A 22,134-nucleotide genomic window follows, 5' to 3' on the forward strand; every position below is an offset into this window, starting at 1 on the left:
TGACGCGGCTGGCCTGCTCGCGATGGCGGAATAACAGACACCATCTATTCCGCCTCCAAGTCCTCAATCCCATGAATCTCCCTGTGTGCCAGGCACTCTTTGATCCACGCCTGAGTTTCCTCCGAGAAGCCCGCCAACTCTTCAGCGCTGATCAACTCATGCGTACACAGCCCCAGCAAGTGAGCAGGCGCCTCATTGCGTGAGTGACCGAACACGCCAAACGCCCAATACAGCTCCTGTTGACCCGCCTTCAGCCTTTCCTCACTGGCTTCAATACGCTCGTAAGGCGCAGTGCTTTTATCCAGCACGATGCGCTCGACTTCTTCCATGATCCGGATGCACAGCCGCTCATGGGCCAACGGACGCAGTGCGCTATAAAGTTTCCAATCCGACTCGTTCATTGCCGACTCCTGCCTGACAGTAGTCCTTGGTGAGGCTTTAAGAATAGCCGCGCTGACACGCCCCATCACCGAAAGCCTTCAATTGCGCATCGCTCAAACCTCGCGCAAACATAAAAACGATCACCGCCGTTCACCGCAATAAAATCTCGATAACCACGACTTTTCGAGGATTCCTCTCAATTTTTTTCGACCGCTTGCCATCCTTCACCCTCGCGGTTAGGGTTGAAGGCATGAAAACCTCTCACACCCTCATTCAGCTTCGCCAGCACCGCAGCCTGTGCCTTGTCAGTGCACGACTGCCAGGCTGAATCGCGGTGCCTCGTCCTACGCTTTATCCCCAGAACATTTGATCCACCGGCAGGCCGCCTTTTTTCGGCCCACACAATAAGGATTTCCCGATGAGCATGCTCAAAGACCCGTCTTCGAAATACCGCGCGTTCCCGACCATCGACATTCCGGACCGCACCTGGCCGTCGAAGACCATTACCGCCGCGCCGATCTGGTGCAGCTCCGACCTTCGTGACGGTAACCAGTCGCTGATCGAGCCAATGGACGCGGTCAAGAAACTGCGTTTCTGGAAAACCCTGGTGTCGGTCGGCGTGAAAGAAATCGAAGCGTCGTTCCCGGCGGCTTCGCAAACCGACTTCGACTTCGTGCGCACCCTGATCGAAGGCAACCATATCCCGGACGACACCACCATTCAGGTGCTGACCCAGGGCCGTGAAGATTTGATCGAGCGCACCTTCGAATCCCTGCGCGGAGCGAAGAAAGCCATCGTTCACCTGTACAACGCCACCTCCCCTTCCTTCCGTCGCATTGTCTTCAACCAGGACAAGGAAGGGGTCAAGGCCATCGCCGTGAACGCGGCCAAGCTGTTCGTCAAATATGCCGCCCAGCAGCCAAACACCGAGTGGACCTTCGAGTACTCGCCAGAAACCTTCAGCGCCACCGAGCTCGAGTTCGCCAAGGAAGTCTGCGACGCCGTCATCGAAGTCTGGAACCCGACGCCTGAGCACAAGGTGATTCTCAACCTGCCAGCCACCGTCGAATGCGCGACCCCGAACATCTATGCCGACCAGATCGAATGGTTCGGCCGTCACATCAACCGTCGTGACAGCGTGATCATCAGCCTGCACACCCACAACGACCGTGGCACTGGCGTTGCGGCTACCGAACTGGGCCTGATGGCCGGCGCCGACCGTGTCGAAGGCTGCCTGTTCGGCAACGGCGAACGTACCGGTAACGTCGACCTCGTGACCGTGGCGCTGAACCTCTACACCCAGGGCATTCACCCTGAGCTGGACTTCTCCGACATCGACGGCGTGCGCAAAGTCGTCGAAGAATGCAACCAGATCCAGGTGCACCCACGTCACCCGTACGTCGGCGACCTGGTGCACACCGCGTTCTCCGGCTCCCACCAGGACGCCATCCGCAAGGGCTTCGCCCAGCAGAAACCGGACGCCCTGTGGGAAGTGCCGTACTTGCCGATCGACCCGGCCGACATCGGCCGCAGCTACGAGGCGGTGATCCGCGTCAACAGCCAGTCGGGCAAGGGCGGTATCGCTTACCTGCTGGAACAGGAATACGGCATCAGCTTGCCGCGTCGCATGCAGATCGAGTTCAGCCAGGTGGTGCAGCGTGAAACCGATCGCCTGGGCCTTGAGATGACGGCTCAGCAGATCCATGCCCTGCTGCACAGCGAGTACTTGCAGGCCAACACCCCGTACGCGCTGGTCAGCCATCGCTTGCAGGAAGAAAACGGTCATAGCGCCGTCGAAGTGGAAGTCTCGGGCAAAGGCCAGGGTGAAACCAACCTGCACTGGCGCGGCAAGGGCAACGGCGCTCTGGAAGCGCTGGTGGCCGGTCTGCCGATTCCGGTTGAAATCATGGACTACAACGAACACGCCATCGGTTCGGGCACCAATGCCAAGGCTGCGGCCTACATTGAACTGCGCGTGAACGGCGAACGTGCGGTGCACGGCGTCGGCATCGATGAAAACATCACCACTGCCAGCTTCAAGGCCCTGTTCAGCGCACTGAACCGCTCCCTGAGCCAGCCGGAAGCGAAAGCGGCGTAAGCCTTCGCTGCAATGCAAAAGGCCCCGAGGTGCGAACCTTGGGGCCTTTTTTTGGCTGTGTTTTTTTGTTGACTGTACCGGCCTCTTCGCGGGCAAGCCCGCTCCCACAGTAGACAGTTGTGAACACCGAATTTGTGTACACCAAAGCACACTGTGGGAGCGGGCTTGCCCGCGAAGACGCCGGGTCAGACAGCGCAGATATCAGGTGAACTGGAAAGTATCGGCATCCAGATTCGCCGGAAACCGCGTGCGATAAGCTTGAAGGTCAGCAGCATTCAGAACAACCTGAAACACCCCATCCGCCTCGCCTGCACTGAGCAATGTCTCCCCCTGGAAATCCAGCACCTGGCTATCACCGGTGTAGGCGAAACCTTTGCCGTCAGTACCAACGCGATTCACCGCCGCCACGTAGCAGAGATTCTCGATCGCCCGCGCGGGCAGTAAACGGTTCCAGTGCTGACGCCGCGCCCCCGGCCAGTTGGCGGTGTACAGCAGCAAATCAGTGTCTTGAGCATCGCGGCTCCAGACCGGGAAGCGCAGGTCGTAGCAAATCAGCGGCCGCACGCGCCAGCCCTTGAGTTCGAACTGCACCTGACGCTCACCGGGGGTGAAGTGGTTGTGCTCGCCAGCCATGCGGAACAGGTGGCGCTTGTCGTAGTGCCACACCTCCCCGTCCGGTCGCGCCCACAACAGGCGATTGCGATGACTGCCGTCAGCCACCTGGACGATGATGCTGCCGGTGATCACCGCATCCAGTTTCGCCGCCTGAACCCGCAGCCATTTGCTGGTGGGACCGTTTTCCGATTCGGCGAGCGTTTCCGACTCCATGGAAAAACCGGTGGTGAACATCTCCGGCAGGATGATCAGGTCAGCGCCGCGAGCCTGTTCCAGCAACGGTTCGAAATGCTCCAGATTGGCCTGACGATCGTGCCAGGCCAGGGTGGTCTGGATCAGCGCGATGTTCAGATTGGGGAGCGCACTCAGATCACGCATAGTTTTGCCGCTGCTTCACGCAGGGTCTCCTCGCGTTTGGCGAAGCACAGGCGCACCAGGCGCTGGCCTTCGGGTGGGGTTTGGTAGAACACCGAGATCGGGATGCTCGCCACGCCATGTTCGCGGGTCATCCACAACGCCATCTCGACGTCGTTGAGGTCCGGGCGAATCTGCGAGTAATCGACCAATTGGAAATACGTGCCGGCCACTCGGCTGAAACTGAAGCGCGACGGTGTTAGCAGATCGCAGAACAGATCGCGCTTGGCCTGATAGAAAGCCGGCAGTTCTTCAACGTGTTCCGGGTGCTCGGCCATGAAGTCGGCCAAGGCATATTGCAGCGGCGTTACACCGCAGAAACTGACGTATTGGTGAACCTTGCGCAGCTCCGCTGTGAGGGCCGGCGGTGCGACCACGTAGCCTGTTTTCCAGCCAGTGACGTGATAGGTCTTGCCAAAGGAGCTGACCACGAAAGCACGCTGATACAGCTCTTCGTGATTCAGCACGCTGGCATGAGGCACACCATCGAACACCAGGTGTTCGTAGACTTCGTCGCTGACGATGTAGATGTCGCGATCCCGGATCAACGCCGCCAGCTGATCCAGCTCGGCACGACTGATCAGTGCGCCACTTGGGTTATGTGGAGAGTTGAGGATGATCATCCGCGTGCGCGATGTAATGGCTTCACCCAGCTTCTGAAAGTCGATAGCGAAGTCATTCAGGCCCAACTGCACATGGACGCAACGACCACCGGCCAGCTCAACCGAGGGTTCATAACTGTCGTAGGCCGGATCGAACACGATCACTTCGTCACCGCTGCGGATAACTGCTTGAATGGCGCAGAAAATCGCCTGGGTTGCGCCGGGCGTGACGGTCACTTCATGGTCGACATCCACATTGACGCCGTAGCTGCGGGCGATCTTCGCCGCAATCTGCTGACGCAATGCCGGAAGGCCGGTCATCGGCGAATACTGGTTATGGCCATTCGCGATATGCCGTCCGACCGCATCGCACAGGGCCTGCGGGGCGTCGAAGTCGGGAAAACCCTGGGACAGGTTCAGCGCCCCGGTTTGCGCCGCGAGCTGAGACATCTGAGTGAAGATAGTGATGCCGACATTCGGCAGCTTACTGGTGATCATCGGTGTTTCCCTGCTCTACACCCGGCTCTACGGCGGCGCGGGAGAGCCCGAGAATAGCCCAAACGCTCCTCATAAAAAAAGCACTGTATATCTACACCTGTAATTTCTGACAGTAGACGGCCGGGAACCCGAGGGATCAACTACGAACTCCATCAATGTCTATTGAAAGGAGAACTGCAATGCTCACCCCTGGCGATCTTGATCTGTCTTTTGCAACAGGAGGGAAACTGGAACTCGTTTTCCCTGGAAGTAGCAATTATCTCGCACAGAGCGTGATGTTTTCTGCAAGTGGAAAACTGATGCTCAGCTGGGCCAATGACCGCCCAAAGTTCGGCAGCGTTCAAGGCTTTTACGGAATGGAGTGTCTGAATAAAGACGGCACTCCGGACACTTCTTTTGGCGAAGGAGGCTATGTGCATGATCGATTCGTTGAGCGCGAAGACGTATTGCCTTCTGCCGGACAACAAACTTTGCAAATGTCAGACGGGCATTATCTGTTATTCGGCACGTTCAAAAACTCAAATAACTGCTACATTCCCTGCCTTGCCATGTACACAAAAGAGGGGCATCTCGACGAAAGCTTCGGTCAGAAGGGAAAATTCGTATTTGACGATCCCATATCTACAGGCCCTTACAATTCGCAGTTTGCATGGGCAAGCTTTCAATCCAGCGAACACATCATGATCGCTTATCAACGAACCTTTGGCGTAGACGACTGGGCTAACGTGCTTGTGCGTGTCACTACTTCAGGACATGTCGACAGTACCTTCAATGACAATAAGGGCGAAGCCATAGCGCGCCCTTCCCCAGGCGAAAACTGCAACTGTCTAGGTATCGCTATTCAGCCTGATCTGAAAATCCTGGTCTATGGCCAGAGCGAAAGTGGCGATGCCTTTATTCAACGCTTTGAATCCAACGGCCAGATTGACACAGGCTTCGCGGACAGTGGTGTTTATCGCCGGCCGGACTGGAAGATAAACCATTTAATGGTCCAACCAGATGAAAAACTACTGCTATGTGGCGAATCCGAAAATACAGCCCTATTGGTACGTTTGAATGCAGACGCTAGTTTTGACCAACACTTCAATGAGGGCAAACCGAACTTAACACCTCTAGGAGAGGATTCGCGCTGGAGTAAAGTGGCTTTACACAACAACGGTCAGATCGTAACTATTGGTTCCAATACTCCTTTTATGAGTGGCACCTCTGTACTAGGGCGATTTCAGTCTGACGGAAAATTGGATGAAGGATTCGGCAAAGGAACGGGGTGGGTGGCGACCGACTATGGCTTGGGTGTAAGTCAGCCAATTGATCTGGCGCTTGATATGAGAGGATTCATTTACGTCTTGGGCAAACACCAAGGTCTTGCCGTACAACCGGATTTACTACTGTTGCGCTATATAGACTAAAGGCCGTGTTACGAATGTAAAAATGCCCACATCTTGCGAAGTGGGCATATTCTGATAGACGAGCTACCGTCAGCGCTTGTCGCGGCGCTTCTTGTCGGCTTTCTTGTGGTGCGACATCATCCGACGCTTCTTGTTGACCTGACGGTCGGTGAGCGAGTTCTTGTTGCCTTCGTACGGGTTCTCGCCGCCCTTGAACTCGATGCGGATCGGCGTACCGACCAGTTTCAAGACACGGCGATAAGTGTTTTCCAGATAGCGCACGTAAGACTTCGGCACCTTCTCAATCTGGTTACCGTGAATCACGATGATCGGCGGGTTCGCGCCACCCAAGTGGGCATAACGCAGCTTGATCCGGCGGTTGTTGACCATCGGCGGCGCGTGCTCACCGACCGCATCTTCCAGAATCGTGGTCAGGCGGTTGGTTGGCCAGCGGGTGACCGCAGACTTGAACGAGTTCTGTACGGAGGCGTAGAGGTTGCCCACGCCCGTGCCGTGCAGGGCCGAGATGAAGTGAATGTCGGCGTAGTCAACGAAGAACAGTCGACGTTGCAGCTCGACCTTCACGAAGTCGCGCTCGCTCGGCGTCATGCCGTCCCACTTGTTGATCGCGATCACCAGCGCACGACCCGACTCAATGGCGAAGCCCAGCAGGTTGAGGTCGTGGTCGACCACGCCTTCGCGGGCGTCCATCACAAAGATCACCACGTTGGCATCTTTGATCGCTTGAAGGGTTTTGACCACGGAGAACTTTTCAACTTCTTCATGGATCTTGCCGCGCTTGCGCACACCAGCGGTGTCGATCAGCGTGTACTTCTCGTCGTTACGCTCGAACGGGATGTAGATACTGTCGCGGGTGGTGCCGGGCTCGTCATAGACGATTACCCGGTCTTCACCGAGCATACGGTTGACCAGGGTCGACTTGCCGACGTTCGGACGGCCGATGATCGCGATCTTGATACCGTCTTTTTCGCTTGGGCCAGGAATGCGCTTGGCTTCCTCGCCTTCGGCAACGATCTCTTCTTCGCCTTCTTCCAGCTCGTCATCGTCTTTCGGGAAGTCGCTCAGGGCGATTTCCAGCATCTGGGTGATGCCACGACCATGAGCACCGGCGATCGGGATCGCGTGGCCCATGCCCAACGGGGCGAATTCGGCGCGGGCCATTTCAGGGTCGATGTTGTCGACCTTGTTGGCAACCACGTAAGAACGCTTGTTACGTTTGCGCAAATGCTCGGCGATCATCTGGTCGGCGGCGGTGAAACCGGCCTTGGCATCTACCAGGAACAGAACGACATCCGCTTCTTCAATGGCCAGCAGCGACTGCTCGGCCATTTTTTCGTCCATACCGTGCTCGTCACCGGAGATACCGCCGGTGTCGACCAGAATGTAGGAACGCCCTTGCCACTTGGCCTCACCGTATTGGCGATCACGGGTCAGACCGGACAAGTCGCCAACGATGGCGTCGCGAGTCCTGGTCAGGCGGTTGAACAAGGTGGACTTGCCGACGTTCGGTCGGCCCACCAGGGCGATTACGGGAACCATGCGGCTCTCCACTTCGTTATTTCAGAAAATACAAAAGCCGCTGCGAGGCAGCGGCTGGTGCTCGGGGCAGCACTGTGGGAGCGGGCTTGCTCGCGAAAAAACGTAGCAGCACCGCGTTTATTCAGGCTGTACGCGTCATCGTTGACGCCCTTCGCGAGCAAGCCCGCTCCCACAGGTGAAGCCGCTTGGGGGTTAAACCCCAAGCATAGTCAAACCTTTACTTAATGGTCAGGGCTTCCAGTTTGCCGCTGTTGCCATACAGATAAATCGTGTCACCCACCACCAGCGGACGGGCACGCAGGCCAGCGCTGTCAATGCGTTCGCGGCCGACGAAACGACCGTCCACCTGGCTCAGCAGGTGCAGGTAGCCTTCCATGTCGCCGACTGCAACGTAGCTGGAGAACACTTCCGGAGCCGACAGTTGACGGCGAGCCAGCGAATCGTTGCTCCACAAGGCTGTGGTGGAACGTTCGTCGACGCCTTCAACAGTGCCCGAAGACAGGCTCACGTAGACGTTGCCAAAACCCTGGGCGACACCGGCATAGCTGGAAGCATCACGCTGCCAAAGCTGACGACCGCTTTGCAGGTCCAGTGCCGCAACGCGACCCTGGTAGCTGGCGACGTACAGCGTTTCGCCAGAAAGCAGCAGGCCGCCGTCGATATCGACAACGCGCTCCAGTTCCGAACGACCCTGTGGAATGGCTACACGTTGCTCCCAAACCGGCACGCCGTTGGAAATATCGAGAGCGACCACTTTACCGGTCGACAGGCCAGCCACCGCGAGGCGGTTGGTGACGATCGGCGCACTGGTGCCGCGCAGGGTCAATACCGCCGGAGTACTGTCATACAACCAGCGCTGGTTGCCGGTAGTGGCATCCAGACCGATCAGACGGTCATCCTGAGTCTGAACGACAACGACATCACCGTTGTTGGCCGGCGGTGCGAGGACTTCACTGGACACGCGAGCGCGCCATTTCTCTTCACCGTTGATGGCGTCCAGGGCAACGATTTCACCCTTGATCGTACCGATCAGGAGCAGACCGTAACTGACGCCGACAGCGCCGGAAACGGGCAATTCGAGATCTTTCTTCCATTTGACGTCGCCATTGCTGCGATCCATCGCCATCACCACACCGGTGACGTCGGCGGCATAGATGGTATCGCCATCGATCGCCGGAACCAGCATGTTGTACGACTCGCCCTGACCGTCACCGATCGAACGACTCCACTGCTTTTGCAGAACCACTTCTTCTTTGAAGTCGGTCAACTCGGCCGGTGGCAGTTCTTTTTTGCTGTTGCTGCTGCAACCCGCGGCCAATATGGCCAGAGCCAGCAATGCTGCATGTTTCCAACGAATCACGTCACGCATCCCCTTTGGCCAGGTCGTCCAGCTTGATTTGTAGGCCACCCACTGCCGCTTCATCCGACAGTGCCGCCTTGGCTTTTTGATACGCCGTGTTCGCTTCGTCGGTACGACCCAACTGCACCAGCAGATCGCCTTTGAGTTCTTCGCGAGTGGCCAGGAATGCTTTATCGGCATCGCCTTCGAGCAGCTTCAGGGCTTCATCGGCCTTGTTCTGCGCGGCCAGCACCTGAGCCAGACGCTGACGAGCAATTTCGCCCAGCGCCGGGTTGGCCGGTTTGGCAACAATGGCTTTCAGCTCGCTGGCTGCGTCATCCAGCTTGCCGCTGTCGACCGCAACTTTTGCCACGAACAGGCTGCCGTACTGCGCGTAAGCGCTACCGCCGAACTCGCTGTTGAGCTTGCCGGCCAGGTCCGCAACACGGGCGGCATCAGGCTTGCCGTCTGGCGTCAGCGTGGTTTCCAGCAGTTGCTGATAGAGCATCGAGGCGCCTTGCGACTGATTGCTCTGATACTTATGAAAGGCCTGCCAGCCGAACACGATGACCAGCGCCAACAGGCCGCCAGTGACCAGGGGCTTGCCGTTGCGTGTCCACCAGTCCTTAAACTCCGCCAGATGTTCGTCTTCGGTACTCGACACCCCAATACTCCTTAATCGCTAAATCGGCTGTTTGACAGCTTCAACCCTGCACGACGCAGGTGGCCAGGTGTGCAGCAAGCGCATCCCAGGCAATGCGTTGTTGTTCGCCCTGGCCACGCAGGGGTTTGAAACCTACCACTTGCTGGGCCATTTCGTCGTCACCGAGGATCAGCGCGTACAACGCACCACTCTTGTCGGCTTTCTTGAACTGGCTTTTGAAGCTGCCGGCGCCGGCATTCACTTGCAGGCGCAGGTTGGGCAATTGATCACGAACACGTTCACTCAGGGCCAGACCGGCCAGCTCGGCGGCTTCACCGAAGGCGCAGAGGTAGACGTCGACCTGACGGGAAATCTCTTCCGGGATCTGCTCCAGGGTTTCAAGCAGCAGTACCAAGCGCTCGATGCCCATGGCGAAACCAACGCCCGGGGTCGGCTTGCCGCCCATTTGCTCCACCAGACCGTCGTAACGACCACCGGCACACACGGTGCCTTGGGCGCCCAGCTTGTCGGTGACCCATTCGAAAACGGTCTTGCTGTAGTAATCGAGCCCGCGAACCAGCTTCGGGTTGATCACGTAAGGAATGCCGGCGGCGTCCAGGCGAGCCTTGAGGCCCTCGAAGTGCACGCGGGATTCTTCGTCGAGGTAGTCGGCCATTTTCGGCGCGTCGACCAGGACCGCTTGAGTGTCGGCGTTCTTGGTATCAAGAACCCGCAGCGGGTTGGTTTTCAGACGGCGCTGGCTGTCTTCGTCCAGCTTGTCCAGGCGGGCCGAAAGGAACTCGACCAGCGCTTCGCGATAACGACCGCGGGATTCGGCAGTGCCCAGGCTGTTGAGTTCGAGCTTGACCGCATCACGGATGCCCAGCTCGCCCCACAGGCGCCAGGTCAGCACGATCAGCTCGGCATCGATGTCCGGACCGTCGAGGTTGAAGACTTCGCAACCGATCTGGTGGAACTGACGATAACGGCCTTTCTGCGGACGTTCGTGGCGGAACATCGGGCCGATGTACCAGAGTTTCTGCACCTGGCCGCCGCCGGTAATGCCATGCTCGAGCACCGCACGCACGCAGGCCGCTGTGCCTTCGGGGCGCAGGGTCAGGGAGTCGCCGTTGCGGTCGTCGAAGGTGTACATCTCTTTTTCGACGATGTCGGTCACTTCACCGATGGAGCGCTTGAACAGCTCGGTGAACTCGACGATCGGCATGCGGATCTGCTTGTAACCGTAGTTATCCAGCAAACGCGAGACAGTGCCTTCGAAATGACGCCACAGGGGAGTCTGCTCGGGCAGGATGTCGTTCATGCCACGTATGGCTTGCAGAGACTTGCTCACTATAAATCCTTAAATTCGTTCGGCTCTTTAGTCGGGCTCAGCCACGCGCGATAACGGCAGCGTCAGCTTCGACCTTTTCGGCCGCTTTCTGGCGGATCAAGCGTTCAAGCTCATCCACCAGATTGTCATTCGTCAGTTTCTGCGACGGCTTGCCGTCGATGTAAATCAGGTTTGGCGTGCCGCCGGTCAAGCCGATATGGGCTTCCTTAGCTTCGCCCGGTCCGTTGACCACGCAACCGATGACCGCGACATCCAGCGGCACCAGCAGGTCTTCGAGGCGCCCTTCCAGCTCGTTCATGGTTTTGACCACATCGAAGTTCTGCCGCGAGCAGCTCGGGCAGGCGATGAAGTTGATGCCACGGGAACGCAGATGCAGGGATTTGAGAATGTCGTAGCCGACTTTCACTTCCTCGACCGGGTCGGCCGCCAATGAGATGCGAATAGTATCGCCAATCCCTTCGGCGAGCAGCATACCGAGGCCCACGGCGGATTTCACCGTGCCTGAACGCAAACCACCGGCTTCGGTGATCCCTAAGTGCAGCGGCTGAACGATTTCCTTGGCCAGCAAGCGGTAAGCGGCGACGGCCATGAACACGTCAGAAGCTTTCACACTGACCTTGAAGTCCTGGAAGTTCAGGCGTTCAAGGTGCTCGACGTGACGCAGGGCAGATTCAACCAGCGCAGCCGGAGTCGGCTCGCCGTATTTCTTTTGCAGGTCTTTTTCCAGGGAACCGGCGTTCACGCCGATGCGGATCGGAATCCCGCGATCACGGGCGGCATCGACTACCGCACGCACGCGGTCTTCGCGACCGATGTTGCCCGGGTTGATGCGCAGGCAGTCAACGCCCAGTTCGGCTACGCGCAGAGCGATCTTGTAGTCGAAGTGGATGTCGGCAACCAACGGCACCTTGACCAGTTGCTTGATCTTGCCGAAGGCTTCAGCCGCATCCATGTCGGGCACGGAAATACGCACGATATCGACGCCAGCCGCTTCCAGACGATTGATCTGGGCCACAGTGGCGGCGACGTCGTTGGTGTCGCTGTTGGTCATGCTCTGCACAGCGATAGGCGCATCGCCGCCAACGGGCACGTTACCGACCCAGATCTTGCGGGATTCGCGACGTTTGATTGGAGATTCGCCGTGCATGACTTATTGACCCAACTTCAGGCGAGCAGTCTCGCCACTGGTGAACGGAGCGACATCAACCACCTGCCCGTTGTAGCTGACCTGCGCGCCACGGGCGAAGCCCAGACGCACGGAAAACGGTGGTTTGCCGCTGACGGAAACGTTTTCGCCTTTACGCTTGAGACCGCTCAACAACACCTTGCCGGTGCCATCGGTCACTTGCGTCCAGCAATCAGAAGTGAACTGCAGTTGAACCTGCCCCTGGCCAGCAACCGGAGCCGCCGCTGCTGGAGCGGGAATGGTCGGAGTAACCGAAGCGCTCGCAGGCGGGGTTGAGACAACAGGAGCCGTCGGGGCTGGCGCGACTGGAGTCGCGACAACCGGAGCGGTGCTGTGAGCCGGTGCAACAGGCGTTGGCGCGGGTGCAGCAGGCGCAGTCGCTTCAGCTTCGGCCGGCGCTTCAGCCGACGTCTCGGCTTGCGGCAACGCAAGAGCGGTTGTGCCTTCAGCCTGACCTTGCGCGACGGCTTGGTCTTCCGGCTCGTCCAGCGGATGGATCTGGGTGGTGCCGTCAGCGCCTTCGACTTCAACGTGTTCCGGGCTCAGGCTGATCAGGTCTTTGGTACGCAGTGAGGTCTGATCCTGCCACCAGACAAAACCACCACCAATCACTGCGATCAGCAACAGCAGGCTGACAATTCGCAAAATGGTGTGGGAAACCCGAACCGGCTCTTCGATACGCCCCAGGCTATGAACGTTGCTGCCCTGGGAGTCGGTGCCGGTGGATTGGTCGAACTGTTGGACCAGTACGGTTTGATCCATGCCGAGCAATTTCGCGTAGGCGCGAATATAACCGCGAGCAAAGGTATGCCCAGGCAGCTTGTCGAAAGCGCCGGCTTCCAGATTGCTCAGGGAATTGACGGTGAGGTTGAGCTTGAGGGCCACTTCGGCCAGCGACCAGCCATTGCTTTCGCGGGCCTGGCGTAAAGTCTCACCGGGATTAACGCGATTCGCTGCTACAACTTCGGGATGCGCCGCTTTCATCATTGCTCCGACAGGTATTGCTGATATTCCGGCGTACCGGGATAGAGTCGTTTTAGTTGCAGGCCAAAACTGGCGGCCTTGTCGCGATCTTCAAACACTTTTGCCAGCCGAACGCCGAGCAATAGACTACGTGCATTTTGCTCGGTGAGCAGGCTAAAACGATCGTAATAGTCACGCGCGGGCACATAATGCCTGTCTTCGAAGGACAACTCAGCCATTTCCAGCAAGGCACGCGGCTGTTGGCGATTCAAACGCAGGGCTTTTTCCAGCTGCTGCTGGGCCAGATCACGCTGCCCCAGCCTCGAAGCGGTCATTCCGAGGTTCTCGAACACCCGCGAACGCTCGGGGTACAAGGTATCGGCGGCGGCCTGTTCAAAGCGTTCGTAAGCTTCTTTGTAGCGTTTCTCTTCGAAAAGAAAACTGCCGTAGTTGTTCAGGATTCGCGCATCGTTGGGGCGGGAAGACAGCGCCTTGCGAAAATGCTGATCCGCCAGCTCCGGCTCCATCTCGGCCTGGAATACCAGCCCCAGCGCAGCGTTGGCATCCGGATCCGAGTCATCCAGATCCAGCGCTTTCTTTAACGGTACTTTCGCCCGTTCGGTCATGCCCTGCTGCAAGTACCCCAAGCCCAGCTGCACATAGGCAACGCGCGCTTCATCGCGACCCTTGCTGGTCTTCATCGGGTTGAAATCGCCCGACAGGACACAGCCAGCACACAGGCTGGCCAACAGCAAAAGCAGCGCGAAGCGCAGGGACATAGAGATCCTCTCTTAATTATTGTTCGCAGCGTTTGTTGCGATATCGTTTTCGGCGCTTAACTCGCGCACGGCGATATAACGTTCGCTGCGACGGGTGCGATCCAGCACCTGTCCTACCAATTGGCCACACGCGGCATCGATGTCTTCACCGCGGGTGGTGCGTACGGTGACATTGAAACCGGCATGGTGAAGCTGATCCTGGAAACGACGAATCGCGTTGTTGCTCGGGCGCTCGTAACCGGAATGCGGGAACGGGTTGAACGGAATCAGGTTGATCTTGCACGGGATGTTCTTGAGCAACTCGATCATTTCGACCGCGTGTTCAACCTTGTCGTTGATGTCCTTGAGCAACGTGTACTCAATGGTCAGCACCCGCTTCTCGCCCAGGGACGACATGTAGCGCTGGCACGACTCGAGCAGCATCTTAAGCGGATATTTCTTGTTGATCGGCACCAATTGGTTACGCAATGCGTCGTTCGGTGCGTGCAGGGACAACGCCAGGGAGACGTCGATGTGCTTGGACAGCTCATCGATCATCGGCACCACACCCGATGTAGACAGGGTTACGCGGCGCTTGGAGATCCCGTAGCCCAGGTCATCCATCATCAGATGCATGGCGGCCACGACGTTGTCGAAGTTCAGCAGCGGCTCACCCATGCCCATCATCACCACGTTGGTGATGGCACGGTCGGCGGTCGCCGGGATGCTGCCGAACGATTTATTGGCAATCCACACCTGGCCGATGACTTCGGCGGCGGTGAGGTTGCTGTTGAATCCTTGCTTGCCCGTGGAGCAGAAACTGCAATCCAGGGCACAGCCTGCCTGGGACGAAACGCACAAAGTGCCGCGTTTGCCCTGGGGAATGTACACGGTCTCGACGCAGCTGCCGGACGCCACGCGCACCACCCACTTACGGGTGCCGTCGGTGGAAATGTCCTCGCTGACCACTTCAGGACCGCGAACTTCGGCAATAACCTTGAGCTTGTCGCGCAAGGCCTTGCTGACGTTCGTCATGGCGTCGAAATCATCGACGCCAAGGTGGTGAATCCATTTCATTACCTGACCGGCACGGAAACGCTTCTCCCCGATTGAGTCGAAGAATTTTTCCATTTCCAGCTGAGTCAGACCCAGCAGGTTGGTTTTTACAGTCGATGTAGTCATGGATTCACCTTCACTCTTAAGCCAATGCTTAGCGAGTGGTTACTTCAGTAGCTGCGAAGAAGTACGAGATTTCGCGAGCAGCAGCGGCTTCGGAGTCCGAACCGTGTACAGCGTTGGCGTCGATCGAATCAGCGAAGTCAGCGCGGATGGTACCGGCAGCAGCTTCTTTAGGGTTGGTAGCGCCCATCAGCTCACGGTTCAGAGCGATAGCGTTTTCGCCTTCCAGAACCTGAACGACAACCGGACCGGAGATCATGAAAGCAACCAGGTCGTTGAAGAAACCACGAGCGCTGTGCTCAGCGTAGAAGCCTTCAGCTTCAGCTTTGGACAGTTGCTTCAGTTTCGAAGCTACAACGCGCAGGCCAGCTTTTTCGAAACGAGTGGTGATCTCGCCGATAACGTTTTTTGCAACAGCGTCAGGCTTGATGATGGAGAAAGTACGTTGAACAGCCATGGTGTAACTCCAGAAACGGTAATTTGCGAAAAATTAAACCCGCGAATTATACGCGGGTTCTTGGGTATTGCCTAACTGCATACGGCGCAGACTCAGTCTGCTTCTTCGATCCAGGCGGCCTGAATGGCTTCAAGCACCTTCTCGCCACCGCGGGTCGGATCATCACTGAACTCCGGCAATGCCAGCACCCATTTGTGCAGATCGACGAAGTTCACGTAACGCGGATCCACATCCGGCTTGGATTCAGCCAGCTGGATCGCGATTTCCAGCACATCAACCCATTTCAGACTCATTTCAGTTCCTTGAATCAGTGCGGCGCTTCAGCCGCATGGTTGACCGAGTATTTCGGAATTTCGACAGTCAGGTCTTCAGTCCCGACGATCGCCTGACAGCCTAGACGCGATTGCGCCTCCAGACCCCAGGCACGATCCAGAAAGTCTTCTTCCAGCTCGTCCGCCTCTTCCAGCGAGTCAAAGCCTTCACGAATGATGCAATGACAGGTGGTGCAGGCGCAGACGCCGCCACAGGCGCTTTCCATCTCGATATGGTGTTCGTGGGCCAGCTCGAGAATGGATATGCCAGGCTCAGCCTCCACAACCATACCTTCCGGGCAGAACTTCTCGTGTGGCAGAAAAATGACCTGCGGCATCGTTATTCCTCAATCTCATTCAGGTTGCGCCCCGCCAACGCAGCTTTCACCGTCGAGTCCAGGCGGCGGGCGGCAAAGGCGTCGGTCACTTGCGACAGACGCTTGGTCTGCTGCTCGATGGCGTAACCATCAGTACCTTTCATCAGTTCGGTCAGTTCCTGCATCTGCAATTCGATGACCATGCGCTCTTCGGCATCGAGCAAGCGCTCGCCATCGACATCGAGGGCGCCCTGCACCGCTTCGATCAGGCGCTGGGCATCGACCTGCTGTTCACGCAAGACACGAGCGACCTTGTCGTCGTTGGCGTGCTGGAACGAATCCTTGAGCATCTTGGCAATTTCGCCATCCGTCAGACCGTAGGACGGCTTGACCTGGATGCTGGCCTCAATGCCCGAGCCCAGCTCGCGAGCAGAAACGCTGAGCAGACCGTCGGCATCGACCTGGAAGGTCACGCGAATCTTCGCCGCACCAGCCACCATCGCCGGAATGCCGCGCAATTCGAAGCGTGCCAGGGAGCGGCAGTCGCTGATCAGCTCGCGCTCGCCCTGCAATACGTGGATCGCCATGGCCGACTGGCCATCTTTATAAGTCGTGAAGTCCTGAGCGCGGGCGACAGGGATGGTGGTGTTGCGCGGAATCACCTTCTCCATCAGGCCGCCCATGGTTTCCAGCCCCAGGGACAACGGAATCACGTCAAGCAACAGCAACTCATCGCCATCGCGCTTGTTGCCAGCCAGGGTATCGGCCTGGATCGCGGCACCGATGGCGACCACTTGATCCGGATCGATTTCGGTCAGCGGTTCGCGGCCGAAGGCTTCAGCGACGGCTTCGCGGACACGAGGCACGCGAGTCGAGCCGCCGACCATGACCACCGCGTGCACCTCGTCCAGCTCGATGCCGGAATCACGCACAGCGCGGCGACAGGCTTTCAGGCTGCGGGCAACCATTGGTTCGATCAGCGTATTGAAGGCTTCACGGGTCAGCTCGGCTTTCCAGTCGCCATAAGCGACTTCAATAGACGAGGCATTGGTCAGCGCTTCTTTGGCCGCACAAGCGGTTTGCAGCAGATTGCGTTGCTCACCCGGATCGAGGTCGGCGGACAAACCGGCGCTCTCGATAATCCAGCCGGCGATTGCATGGTCGAAGTCATCGCCGCCCAGCGCGCTGTCGCCACCGGTGGCCAAAACCTCAAACACACCGCCGGTCAGGCGCAGAATCGAAATATCAAAGGTGCCACCACCCAGGTCATAAATCGCGACCAGGCCTTCAGCGTGCTGATCCAGACCGTAAGCCACAGCGGCAGCGGTCGGCTCATTAAGCAGACGCAGCACATTCAGACCGGCCAGTTTGGCCGCATCCTTGGTGGCTTGACGCTGAGCATCGTCGAAATAGGCCGGAACGGTGATTACCGCGCCCACAAGTTCGCCACCCAAGGTCGCTTCGGCGCGCTGACGCAGCACCTTAAGGATATCGGCGGAGACTTCGACCGGGCTTTTCGGGCCCTGAATCGTGTCGATGAACGGCATGTGCGACTCGCCGCCGACAAAGCGGTACGGCAGTTGATCGCCCAACTGCTTGACGTCGGACAGACCACGACCCATCAAGCGCTTGACCGACAGCACAGTGTTCAAAGGGTCGGTGGCGGCAGCCAGCTTGGCCGACTCGCCGACTTCAACGCGATCAGCGTGATAGCGCACGGCAGACGGCAGAATGACCTGCCCATCTGCGTCAGCCAGAGGTTCGGAAAGACCACTGCGCAACGCAGCGACCAGCGAATTGGTAGTGCCCAAGTCGATCCCCACAGCCAGACGACGCTGGTGCGGTTGAGGACTTTGGCCGGGTTCGGCGATCTGCAGTAGGGCCATCGTTATCAGGACTTATCTGTATATCAGGCGTGCGACCGGAGCGGCACTGGGTTAATCGTCGAGGCGCTCTTCTAACTGGCGCACTTCGTAGGTGAGCTTGTCGAGGAACTGCATGCGCCGCATCAGGCGTTCGGCCTGTTCACGTTGCGCTGCATCATCCCAACAGGCCGCGAAGCTTTCGTTCAGTTCATCCTGCGCAGTCTTCAGGCGACGCTTGAACACTGCAACACCCGCCAGGTCGGCGCTGTCTTGCAGGTCTTCGAGCTCTTCACGCAGCTCCATCTGCTGCAGAAGAAACTCCGGATCATGCACCGTGACCTCCAGCGGCAGCTCGCGACCGCCCATGGCGAGCAAGTAACGCGCGCGCTTTGGGGGACTTTTGAGCGTCTGGTAGGCCTCGTTGAGGCTCGCGGATTGCTCTAGCGCCAGCCGCTGCTCGCGCTCGGAAGCGTCTGCAAAGCGGTCCGGATGAACACCGCGCGCCAACTCACGGTAGCGCGTGGCCAACTGATCGAGATCCAGACGGAAGCTCGGTTTCAGCTCAAATAAAGCGAAATGACAAGGAGTACCCACGAGCAGCCTCAGATATTGAAGCTTTCGCCGCAGCCACATTCACCGCGCACGTTGGGGTTGTTGAACTTGAAGCCTTCGTTCAACCCTTCCTTGACGAAATCGAGTTCGGTGCCGTCCAGGTAGGCCAGGCTTTTCGGGTCGATGATCACTTTCTCGCCGTGACTTTCGAACACCTGATCCTCTGCAACCACCTCGTCGACAAACTCCAGCACGTAGGCAAGGCCGGAACAGCCTGTGGTGCGAACACCCAGACGAATCCCTTCACCTTTGCCGCGCCCGTTGAGGGAGCGTCGCACGTGTTGAGCAGCCGCTTCTGTCATGCTGATAGCCATCGGTGACTCCTTACTCGTCGCCAAAACCTGAAAGTCAGATCAAGCCTTTCTTCTGCTTGTAGTCGCGAACGGCCGCTTTGATAGCGTCTTCAGCAAGTACGGAGCAGTGAATTTTTACTGGCGGCAGAGCCAGTTCTTCAGCCAGCTGAGTGTTTTTGATGGTCTCTGCTTCATCCAGAGTCTTGCCTTTCATCCACTCGGTCGCCAGGGAGCTGGAGGCGATAGCCGAACCGCAGCCATAGGTCTTGAACTTGGCGTCTTCGATGATGCCTTGCTCGTTGACCTTGATCTGCAGACGCATCACGTCGCCGCACGCCGGAGCGCCGACCATGCCGGTGCCGACATCAGGGTCTTCCGCGTCCATCTTGCCGACGTTGCGCGGGTTCTCGTAGTGGTCGATGACCTTTTCGCTGTAAGCCATGATTCTTAATCCTCACTCATCAGAGAGTCGCTCTTGAAGCCCTGCGCCCGAAGGTTCACAGGGCCGGTTTGCGGCGACTTGAAATCAGTGTGCCGCCCACTCGATTTTCGAAATGTCGACACCGTCTTTGTACATGTCCCACAGCGGCGACAGGGTGCGCAGCTTGGTAACGGCCTCGCAGACTTTCTGCGCGGCGTAGTCGATTTCTTCTTCGGTGGTGAAACGGCCGAAGGTGAAGCGAATCGAGCTGTGTGCCAGTTCGTCGTTGCGGCCCAGGGCGCGCAGTACGTACGAAGGCTCAAGGGAAGCCGAGGTGCAGGCCGAACCGGACGAAACCGCCAGGTCCTTGAGCGCCATGATCAGCGACTCGCCTTCAACGTAGTTGAAGCTCAGGTTCAGGTTGTGCGGAACACGAGCGGTCATGCTGCCGTTGATGTACAGCTCTTCCAGGCCTTCGACCTGCTTGAAGAAGCGGTCACTCAGGGCCTTGATGCGGATGTTCTCGGCAACCATGTCTTCCTTGGCTACACGAAAGGCTTCGCCCATGCCGACGATCTGGTGGGTCGCCAGGGTGCCGGAACGCATGCCACGTTCGTGACCGCCGCCGTGCATGGTCGCTTCGATGCGAACACGCGGCTTGCGGCTGACGTACAGCGCGCCGATGCCTTTAGGGCCGTAGGTTTTGTGAGCCGAGAACGACATCAGGTCGACTTTCAGCTTCGACAGGTCGATTTCGACCTTGCCGGTGGACTGAGCAGCATCGACGTGGAACAGGATGCCCTTGGAACGGGTCAGTTCGCCGATGGCTGCGATGTCGTTGATGGTGCCGATTTCGTTGTTCACGTGCATGACCGAAACCAGGATGGTGTCGTCGCGCAGCGCCGCCTCGATCATCTCTGGGGTGACCAGACCATCAGTGCGAGGCTCGATGTAGGTGACTTCGAAGCCTTCACGCTCCAGTTGGCGCATGGTGTCGAGGACAGCCTTGTGCTCAATCTTGGTGGTGATCAGGTGCTTGCCTTTAGTGGCATAGAAATGCGCCGCACCCTTGATTGCCAGGTTGTCGGACTCGGTGGCACCGGAGGTCCAGACGATTTCACGCGGATCGGCGTTGACCAGGTCAGCGACCTGACGACGAGCGTTTTCGACGGACTCTTCAGCTTTCCAGCCGAACACGTGGGAACGGGACGCCGGGTTACCGAAGTTTCCGTCAACCAGCAGGCATTCACTCATTTTTTGCGCTACACGCGGATCAACCGGGGTGGTCGCAGAGTAATCAAGGTAAATCGGCAATTTCATGGACTATCTCCTAAATCAGGCTGGCTGGCGTGCCGCTAGCTCTTTGGCTGTCATTCGACGGCGGACGCTTCAATCTTGTCCAGGCGTGGCGCCTTGCTGTTGCAACGGCGTTGATCCTGACGCTGGGCTACTTCTTGTACCTCACGGCGAGTGACAAGGTCAGCCAAGCTGATACCGCTGAGAAATTCGTGAATCTGCAGGCTCAGATCGCACCACAAGTGGTGGGTCAGACAGGTGTCGCCTTGATGGCAATCACCCTGGCCCTGGCATTTGGTTGCATCGACCGATTCGTTTACCGCATCGATCACCTGGGCGACCTGAATGCCCTGCATGTCGCGCGACAGCTGATAGCCGCCGCCTGGACCACGGACGCTGGACACCAGATTGCTGCGGCGCAATTTGGCGAAGAGCTGTTCGAGGTAGGACAAGGAGATGCCTTGGCGCTCGGAGATATCGGCCAGGGACACCGGCCCGTGCTGCGCGTGCAACGCCAGGTCAAGCATGGCGGTTACGGCGTATCGGCCTTTTGTAGTCAGTCGCATGGACAATTACCACGGAGTTCGGAATGGGGCGAGTATGCAATTCCCGAGTATTTAAGTCAACTATAAGACCTAGTGCTTTACTCGGGATTACCCGCAAAAGAGCGGGCGCATCATAGCAAAGGCTGGCGGCGTACAGCCAGCAATTGCGCGTTATCGCTCTTCGCGAGCAGGCTCACTCCCACAAGGAACCCATACACACCACAAGCCCAATGTGGGAGCCTGCTCGCGATGAAGTTGACTCGGTTTAGCTGGCCTGGCTCTGATCCTTGTCCTTCACACAGGCAAAGTCTTCTTCGCGCAGCTCAGGCAGATCTTTCGCACAGTAATTGCTACCCAGATCCTTCAGCGCCCCGCACATCCCCTCAAGTCGACCATCTACAGCCTGCAAATGATCGAGCAACTGGTTAATGGCTCGAGCCACTGGGTCCGGCATGTCTTCACCGACACCGTAGGCATCGAAACCGATCTTCTCGGCCATTGCCTTGCGCTTGGCGTCCTGCTCTTCATCGGACTTGACGATGATCCGCCCCGGAATCCCCACCACCGTCGCCCCGGGCGGAACCGCCTTGGTGACCACGGCGTTGGAGCCGACCTTGGCACCAGCGCCGACCGTGAACGGGCCAAGCACCTTGGCCCCCGCCCCGACCACAACGCCATCCTCAAGCGTCGGGTGGCGCTTGCCCTTGTTCCAACTGGTGCCACCCAGAGTCACACCCTGATAAAGGGTGACGTCATTACCGATCTCAGCGGTTTCACCGATGACGATGCCCATGCCATGGTCGATAAAGAAGCGACGACCGACCTTGGCGCCCGGATGGATCTCGATCCCGGTCAACCAGCGACCGAAGTTCGACACCAGCCGCGCCAGCCACTTCCAGCCCATGCCCCACAGGACCGACGACAAGCGGTGGATCCAGATGGCGTGCATGCCCGGGTAGCACGTCAGAACTTCAAAGGCGTTGCGCGCTGCCGGATCACGATGGAAAACACTCTGGATATCTTCACGCAAACGCTCGAACAT

General features: G+C 58.2%; 23 protein-coding genes. 2 read left to right on the forward strand and 21 right to left on the reverse strand.

The window, feature by feature from the left end:
* Nucleotides 1–44 precede the first annotated feature (44 nt).
* Nucleotides 45–401 carry a hypothetical protein gene (locus KGB03_RS03450; RefSeq protein ID WP_111450273.1) on the reverse strand — a complete coding sequence of 119 codons (357 nt, stop codon included), beginning with the start codon at nt 399–401 and terminating at the stop codon, nt 45–47.
* Nucleotides 402–799: 398 nt separating this feature from the next.
* Between KGB03_RS03450 and leuA the strand changes: the two genes are divergently transcribed.
* On the forward strand, nt 800–2,479 hold the full coding sequence (gene leuA / locus KGB03_RS03455) for a 2-isopropylmalate synthase (RefSeq protein WP_008147766.1): 1,680 nt from the start codon (nt 800–802) through the stop codon (nt 2,477–2,479).
* A gap of 201 nt (nt 2,480–2,680) precedes the next feature.
* Here the strand turns inward: leuA and KGB03_RS03460 are convergent, their stop codons facing one another.
* Together KGB03_RS03460 and KGB03_RS03465 are read right to left on the reverse strand one after the other, a co-directional pair.
* Nucleotides 2,681–3,472, reverse strand: a complete 792-nt coding sequence (locus KGB03_RS03460; RefSeq protein ID WP_192410242.1) for an amidohydrolase — start codon at nt 3,470–3,472, stop codon at nt 2,681–2,683.
* A complete protein-coding gene (locus KGB03_RS03465; RefSeq protein WP_223526353.1) occupies nt 3,460–4,608 on the reverse strand; it encodes a pyridoxal phosphate-dependent aminotransferase in 1,149 nt (382 codons plus the stop codon). The genes KGB03_RS03460 and KGB03_RS03465 overlap by 13 nt, the downstream gene beginning before the upstream one ends.
* 179 nt (nt 4,609–4,787) lie before the next feature.
* Here KGB03_RS03465 and KGB03_RS03470 point away from each other — a divergent pair, with 179 nt between their 5' ends.
* On the forward strand, nt 4,788–6,017 hold the full coding sequence (locus tag KGB03_RS03470) for a hypothetical protein (protein ID WP_223526354.1): 1,230 nt from the start codon (nt 4,788–4,790) through the stop codon (nt 6,015–6,017).
* A gap of 69 nt (nt 6,018–6,086) precedes the next feature.
* Here KGB03_RS03470 and der read toward each other — a convergent pair whose 3' ends face one another.
* The 18 genes from der to cysE all read right to left on the reverse strand — a co-directional run bounded on the left by der (nt 6,087) and on the right by cysE (nt 22,134).
* On the reverse strand, nt 6,087–7,556 hold the full coding sequence (gene der / locus KGB03_RS03475) for a ribosome biogenesis GTPase Der (RefSeq protein WP_046046039.1): 1,470 nt from the start codon (nt 7,554–7,556) through the stop codon (nt 6,087–6,089).
* 217 nt (nt 7,557–7,773) lie between these two features.
* Nucleotides 7,774–8,925: an outer membrane protein assembly factor BamB gene (bamB, locus tag KGB03_RS03480; RefSeq protein WP_192410240.1), complete on the reverse strand. Its 1,152-nt coding sequence runs from the start codon at nt 8,923–8,925 to the stop codon at nt 7,774–7,776.
* Entirely contained in the window at nt 8,918–9,559 is a 642-nt protein-coding gene (locus tag KGB03_RS03485; protein WP_111450276.1) for a tetratricopeptide repeat protein, read from the reverse strand. Before KGB03_RS03485 ends, bamB begins: the two co-directional genes overlap by 8 nt.
* A gap of 40 nt (nt 9,560–9,599) precedes the next feature.
* Nucleotides 9,600–10,889 carry a histidine--tRNA ligase gene (hisS, locus tag KGB03_RS03490; RefSeq protein ID WP_223526355.1) on the reverse strand — a complete coding sequence of 430 codons (1,290 nt, stop codon included), beginning with the start codon at nt 10,887–10,889 and terminating at the stop codon, nt 9,600–9,602.
* A 37-nt stretch (nt 10,890–10,926) separates the two neighbouring features.
* Nucleotides 10,927–12,036 (reverse strand): flavodoxin-dependent (E)-4-hydroxy-3-methylbut-2-enyl-diphosphate synthase, encoded by a 1,110-nt coding sequence (gene ispG, locus KGB03_RS03495; protein WP_010457850.1) that lies wholly within the window; start codon nt 12,034–12,036, stop codon nt 10,927–10,929.
* Between the two features lie 3 nt (nt 12,037–12,039).
* On the reverse strand, nt 12,040–13,059 hold the full coding sequence (locus KGB03_RS03500; protein ID WP_218538184.1) for a helix-turn-helix domain-containing protein: 1,020 nt from the start codon (nt 13,057–13,059) through the stop codon (nt 12,040–12,042).
* Nucleotides 13,059–13,817, reverse strand: a complete 759-nt coding sequence (pilW, locus tag KGB03_RS03505) for a type IV pilus biogenesis/stability protein PilW (RefSeq protein ID WP_218538183.1) — start codon at nt 13,815–13,817, stop codon at nt 13,059–13,061. Before pilW ends, KGB03_RS03500 begins: the two co-directional genes overlap by 1 nt.
* 12 nt (nt 13,818–13,829) lie before the next feature.
* Nucleotides 13,830–14,978, reverse strand: coding sequence for a 23S rRNA (adenine(2503)-C(2))-methyltransferase RlmN (gene rlmN / locus KGB03_RS03510; RefSeq protein WP_008147747.1), 1,149 nt, complete (start codon nt 14,976–14,978; stop codon nt 13,830–13,832).
* 28 nt (nt 14,979–15,006) lie between these two features.
* Complete coding sequence (gene ndk, locus KGB03_RS03515) at nt 15,007–15,432, reverse strand: nucleoside-diphosphate kinase (protein WP_007903599.1); 426 nt, start codon at nt 15,430–15,432, stop codon at nt 15,007–15,009.
* Nucleotides 15,433–15,524: 92 nt separating this feature from the next.
* On the reverse strand, nt 15,525–15,725 hold the full coding sequence (gene iscX, locus KGB03_RS03520; RefSeq protein ID WP_008147746.1) for a Fe-S cluster assembly protein IscX: 201 nt from the start codon (nt 15,723–15,725) through the stop codon (nt 15,525–15,527).
* Nucleotides 15,726–15,739: 14 nt separating this feature from the next.
* On the reverse strand, nt 15,740–16,081 hold the full coding sequence (fdx, locus tag KGB03_RS03525; protein WP_111450280.1) for an ISC system 2Fe-2S type ferredoxin: 342 nt from the start codon (nt 16,079–16,081) through the stop codon (nt 15,740–15,742).
* A 2-nt stretch (nt 16,082–16,083) separates the two neighbouring features.
* A complete protein-coding gene (gene hscA / locus KGB03_RS03530) occupies nt 16,084–17,946 on the reverse strand; it encodes a Fe-S protein assembly chaperone HscA (RefSeq protein WP_218538182.1) in 1,863 nt (620 codons plus the stop codon).
* Nucleotides 17,947–17,997: 51 nt separating this feature from the next.
* Nucleotides 17,998–18,519, reverse strand: a complete 522-nt coding sequence (gene hscB / locus KGB03_RS03535; RefSeq protein ID WP_008070981.1) for a co-chaperone HscB — start codon at nt 18,517–18,519, stop codon at nt 17,998–18,000.
* An 8-nt stretch (nt 18,520–18,527) separates the two neighbouring features.
* The gene (gene iscA, locus KGB03_RS03540; protein ID WP_007903589.1) at nt 18,528–18,851 is read right to left on the reverse strand and encodes an iron-sulfur cluster assembly protein IscA; all 324 of its coding nucleotides are present in this window, start codon (nt 18,849–18,851) and stop codon (nt 18,528–18,530) included.
* A 34-nt stretch (nt 18,852–18,885) separates the two neighbouring features.
* Nucleotides 18,886–19,272 (reverse strand): Fe-S cluster assembly scaffold IscU, encoded by a 387-nt coding sequence (iscU, locus tag KGB03_RS03545; protein WP_003443374.1) that lies wholly within the window; start codon nt 19,270–19,272, stop codon nt 18,886–18,888.
* Nucleotides 19,273–19,356: 84 nt separating this feature from the next.
* Nucleotides 19,357–20,571 (reverse strand): IscS subfamily cysteine desulfurase, encoded by a 1,215-nt coding sequence (locus tag KGB03_RS03550; RefSeq protein ID WP_192410237.1) that lies wholly within the window; start codon nt 20,569–20,571, stop codon nt 19,357–19,359.
* A gap of 50 nt (nt 20,572–20,621) precedes the next feature.
* On the reverse strand, nt 20,622–21,113 hold the full coding sequence (iscR, locus tag KGB03_RS03555; RefSeq protein ID WP_007903581.1) for a Fe-S cluster assembly transcriptional regulator IscR: 492 nt from the start codon (nt 21,111–21,113) through the stop codon (nt 20,622–20,624).
* 244 nt (nt 21,114–21,357) lie between these two features.
* Nucleotides 21,358–22,134 (reverse strand): serine O-acetyltransferase, encoded by a 777-nt coding sequence (gene cysE / locus KGB03_RS03560; RefSeq protein ID WP_111450283.1) that lies wholly within the window; start codon nt 22,132–22,134, stop codon nt 21,358–21,360.

Source organism: Pseudomonas sp. BF-B-26, assembly GCF_019956495.1.
In the GTDB taxonomy this organism is placed as follows: Bacteria; Pseudomonadota; Gammaproteobacteria; order Pseudomonadales; family Pseudomonadaceae; genus Aquipseudomonas.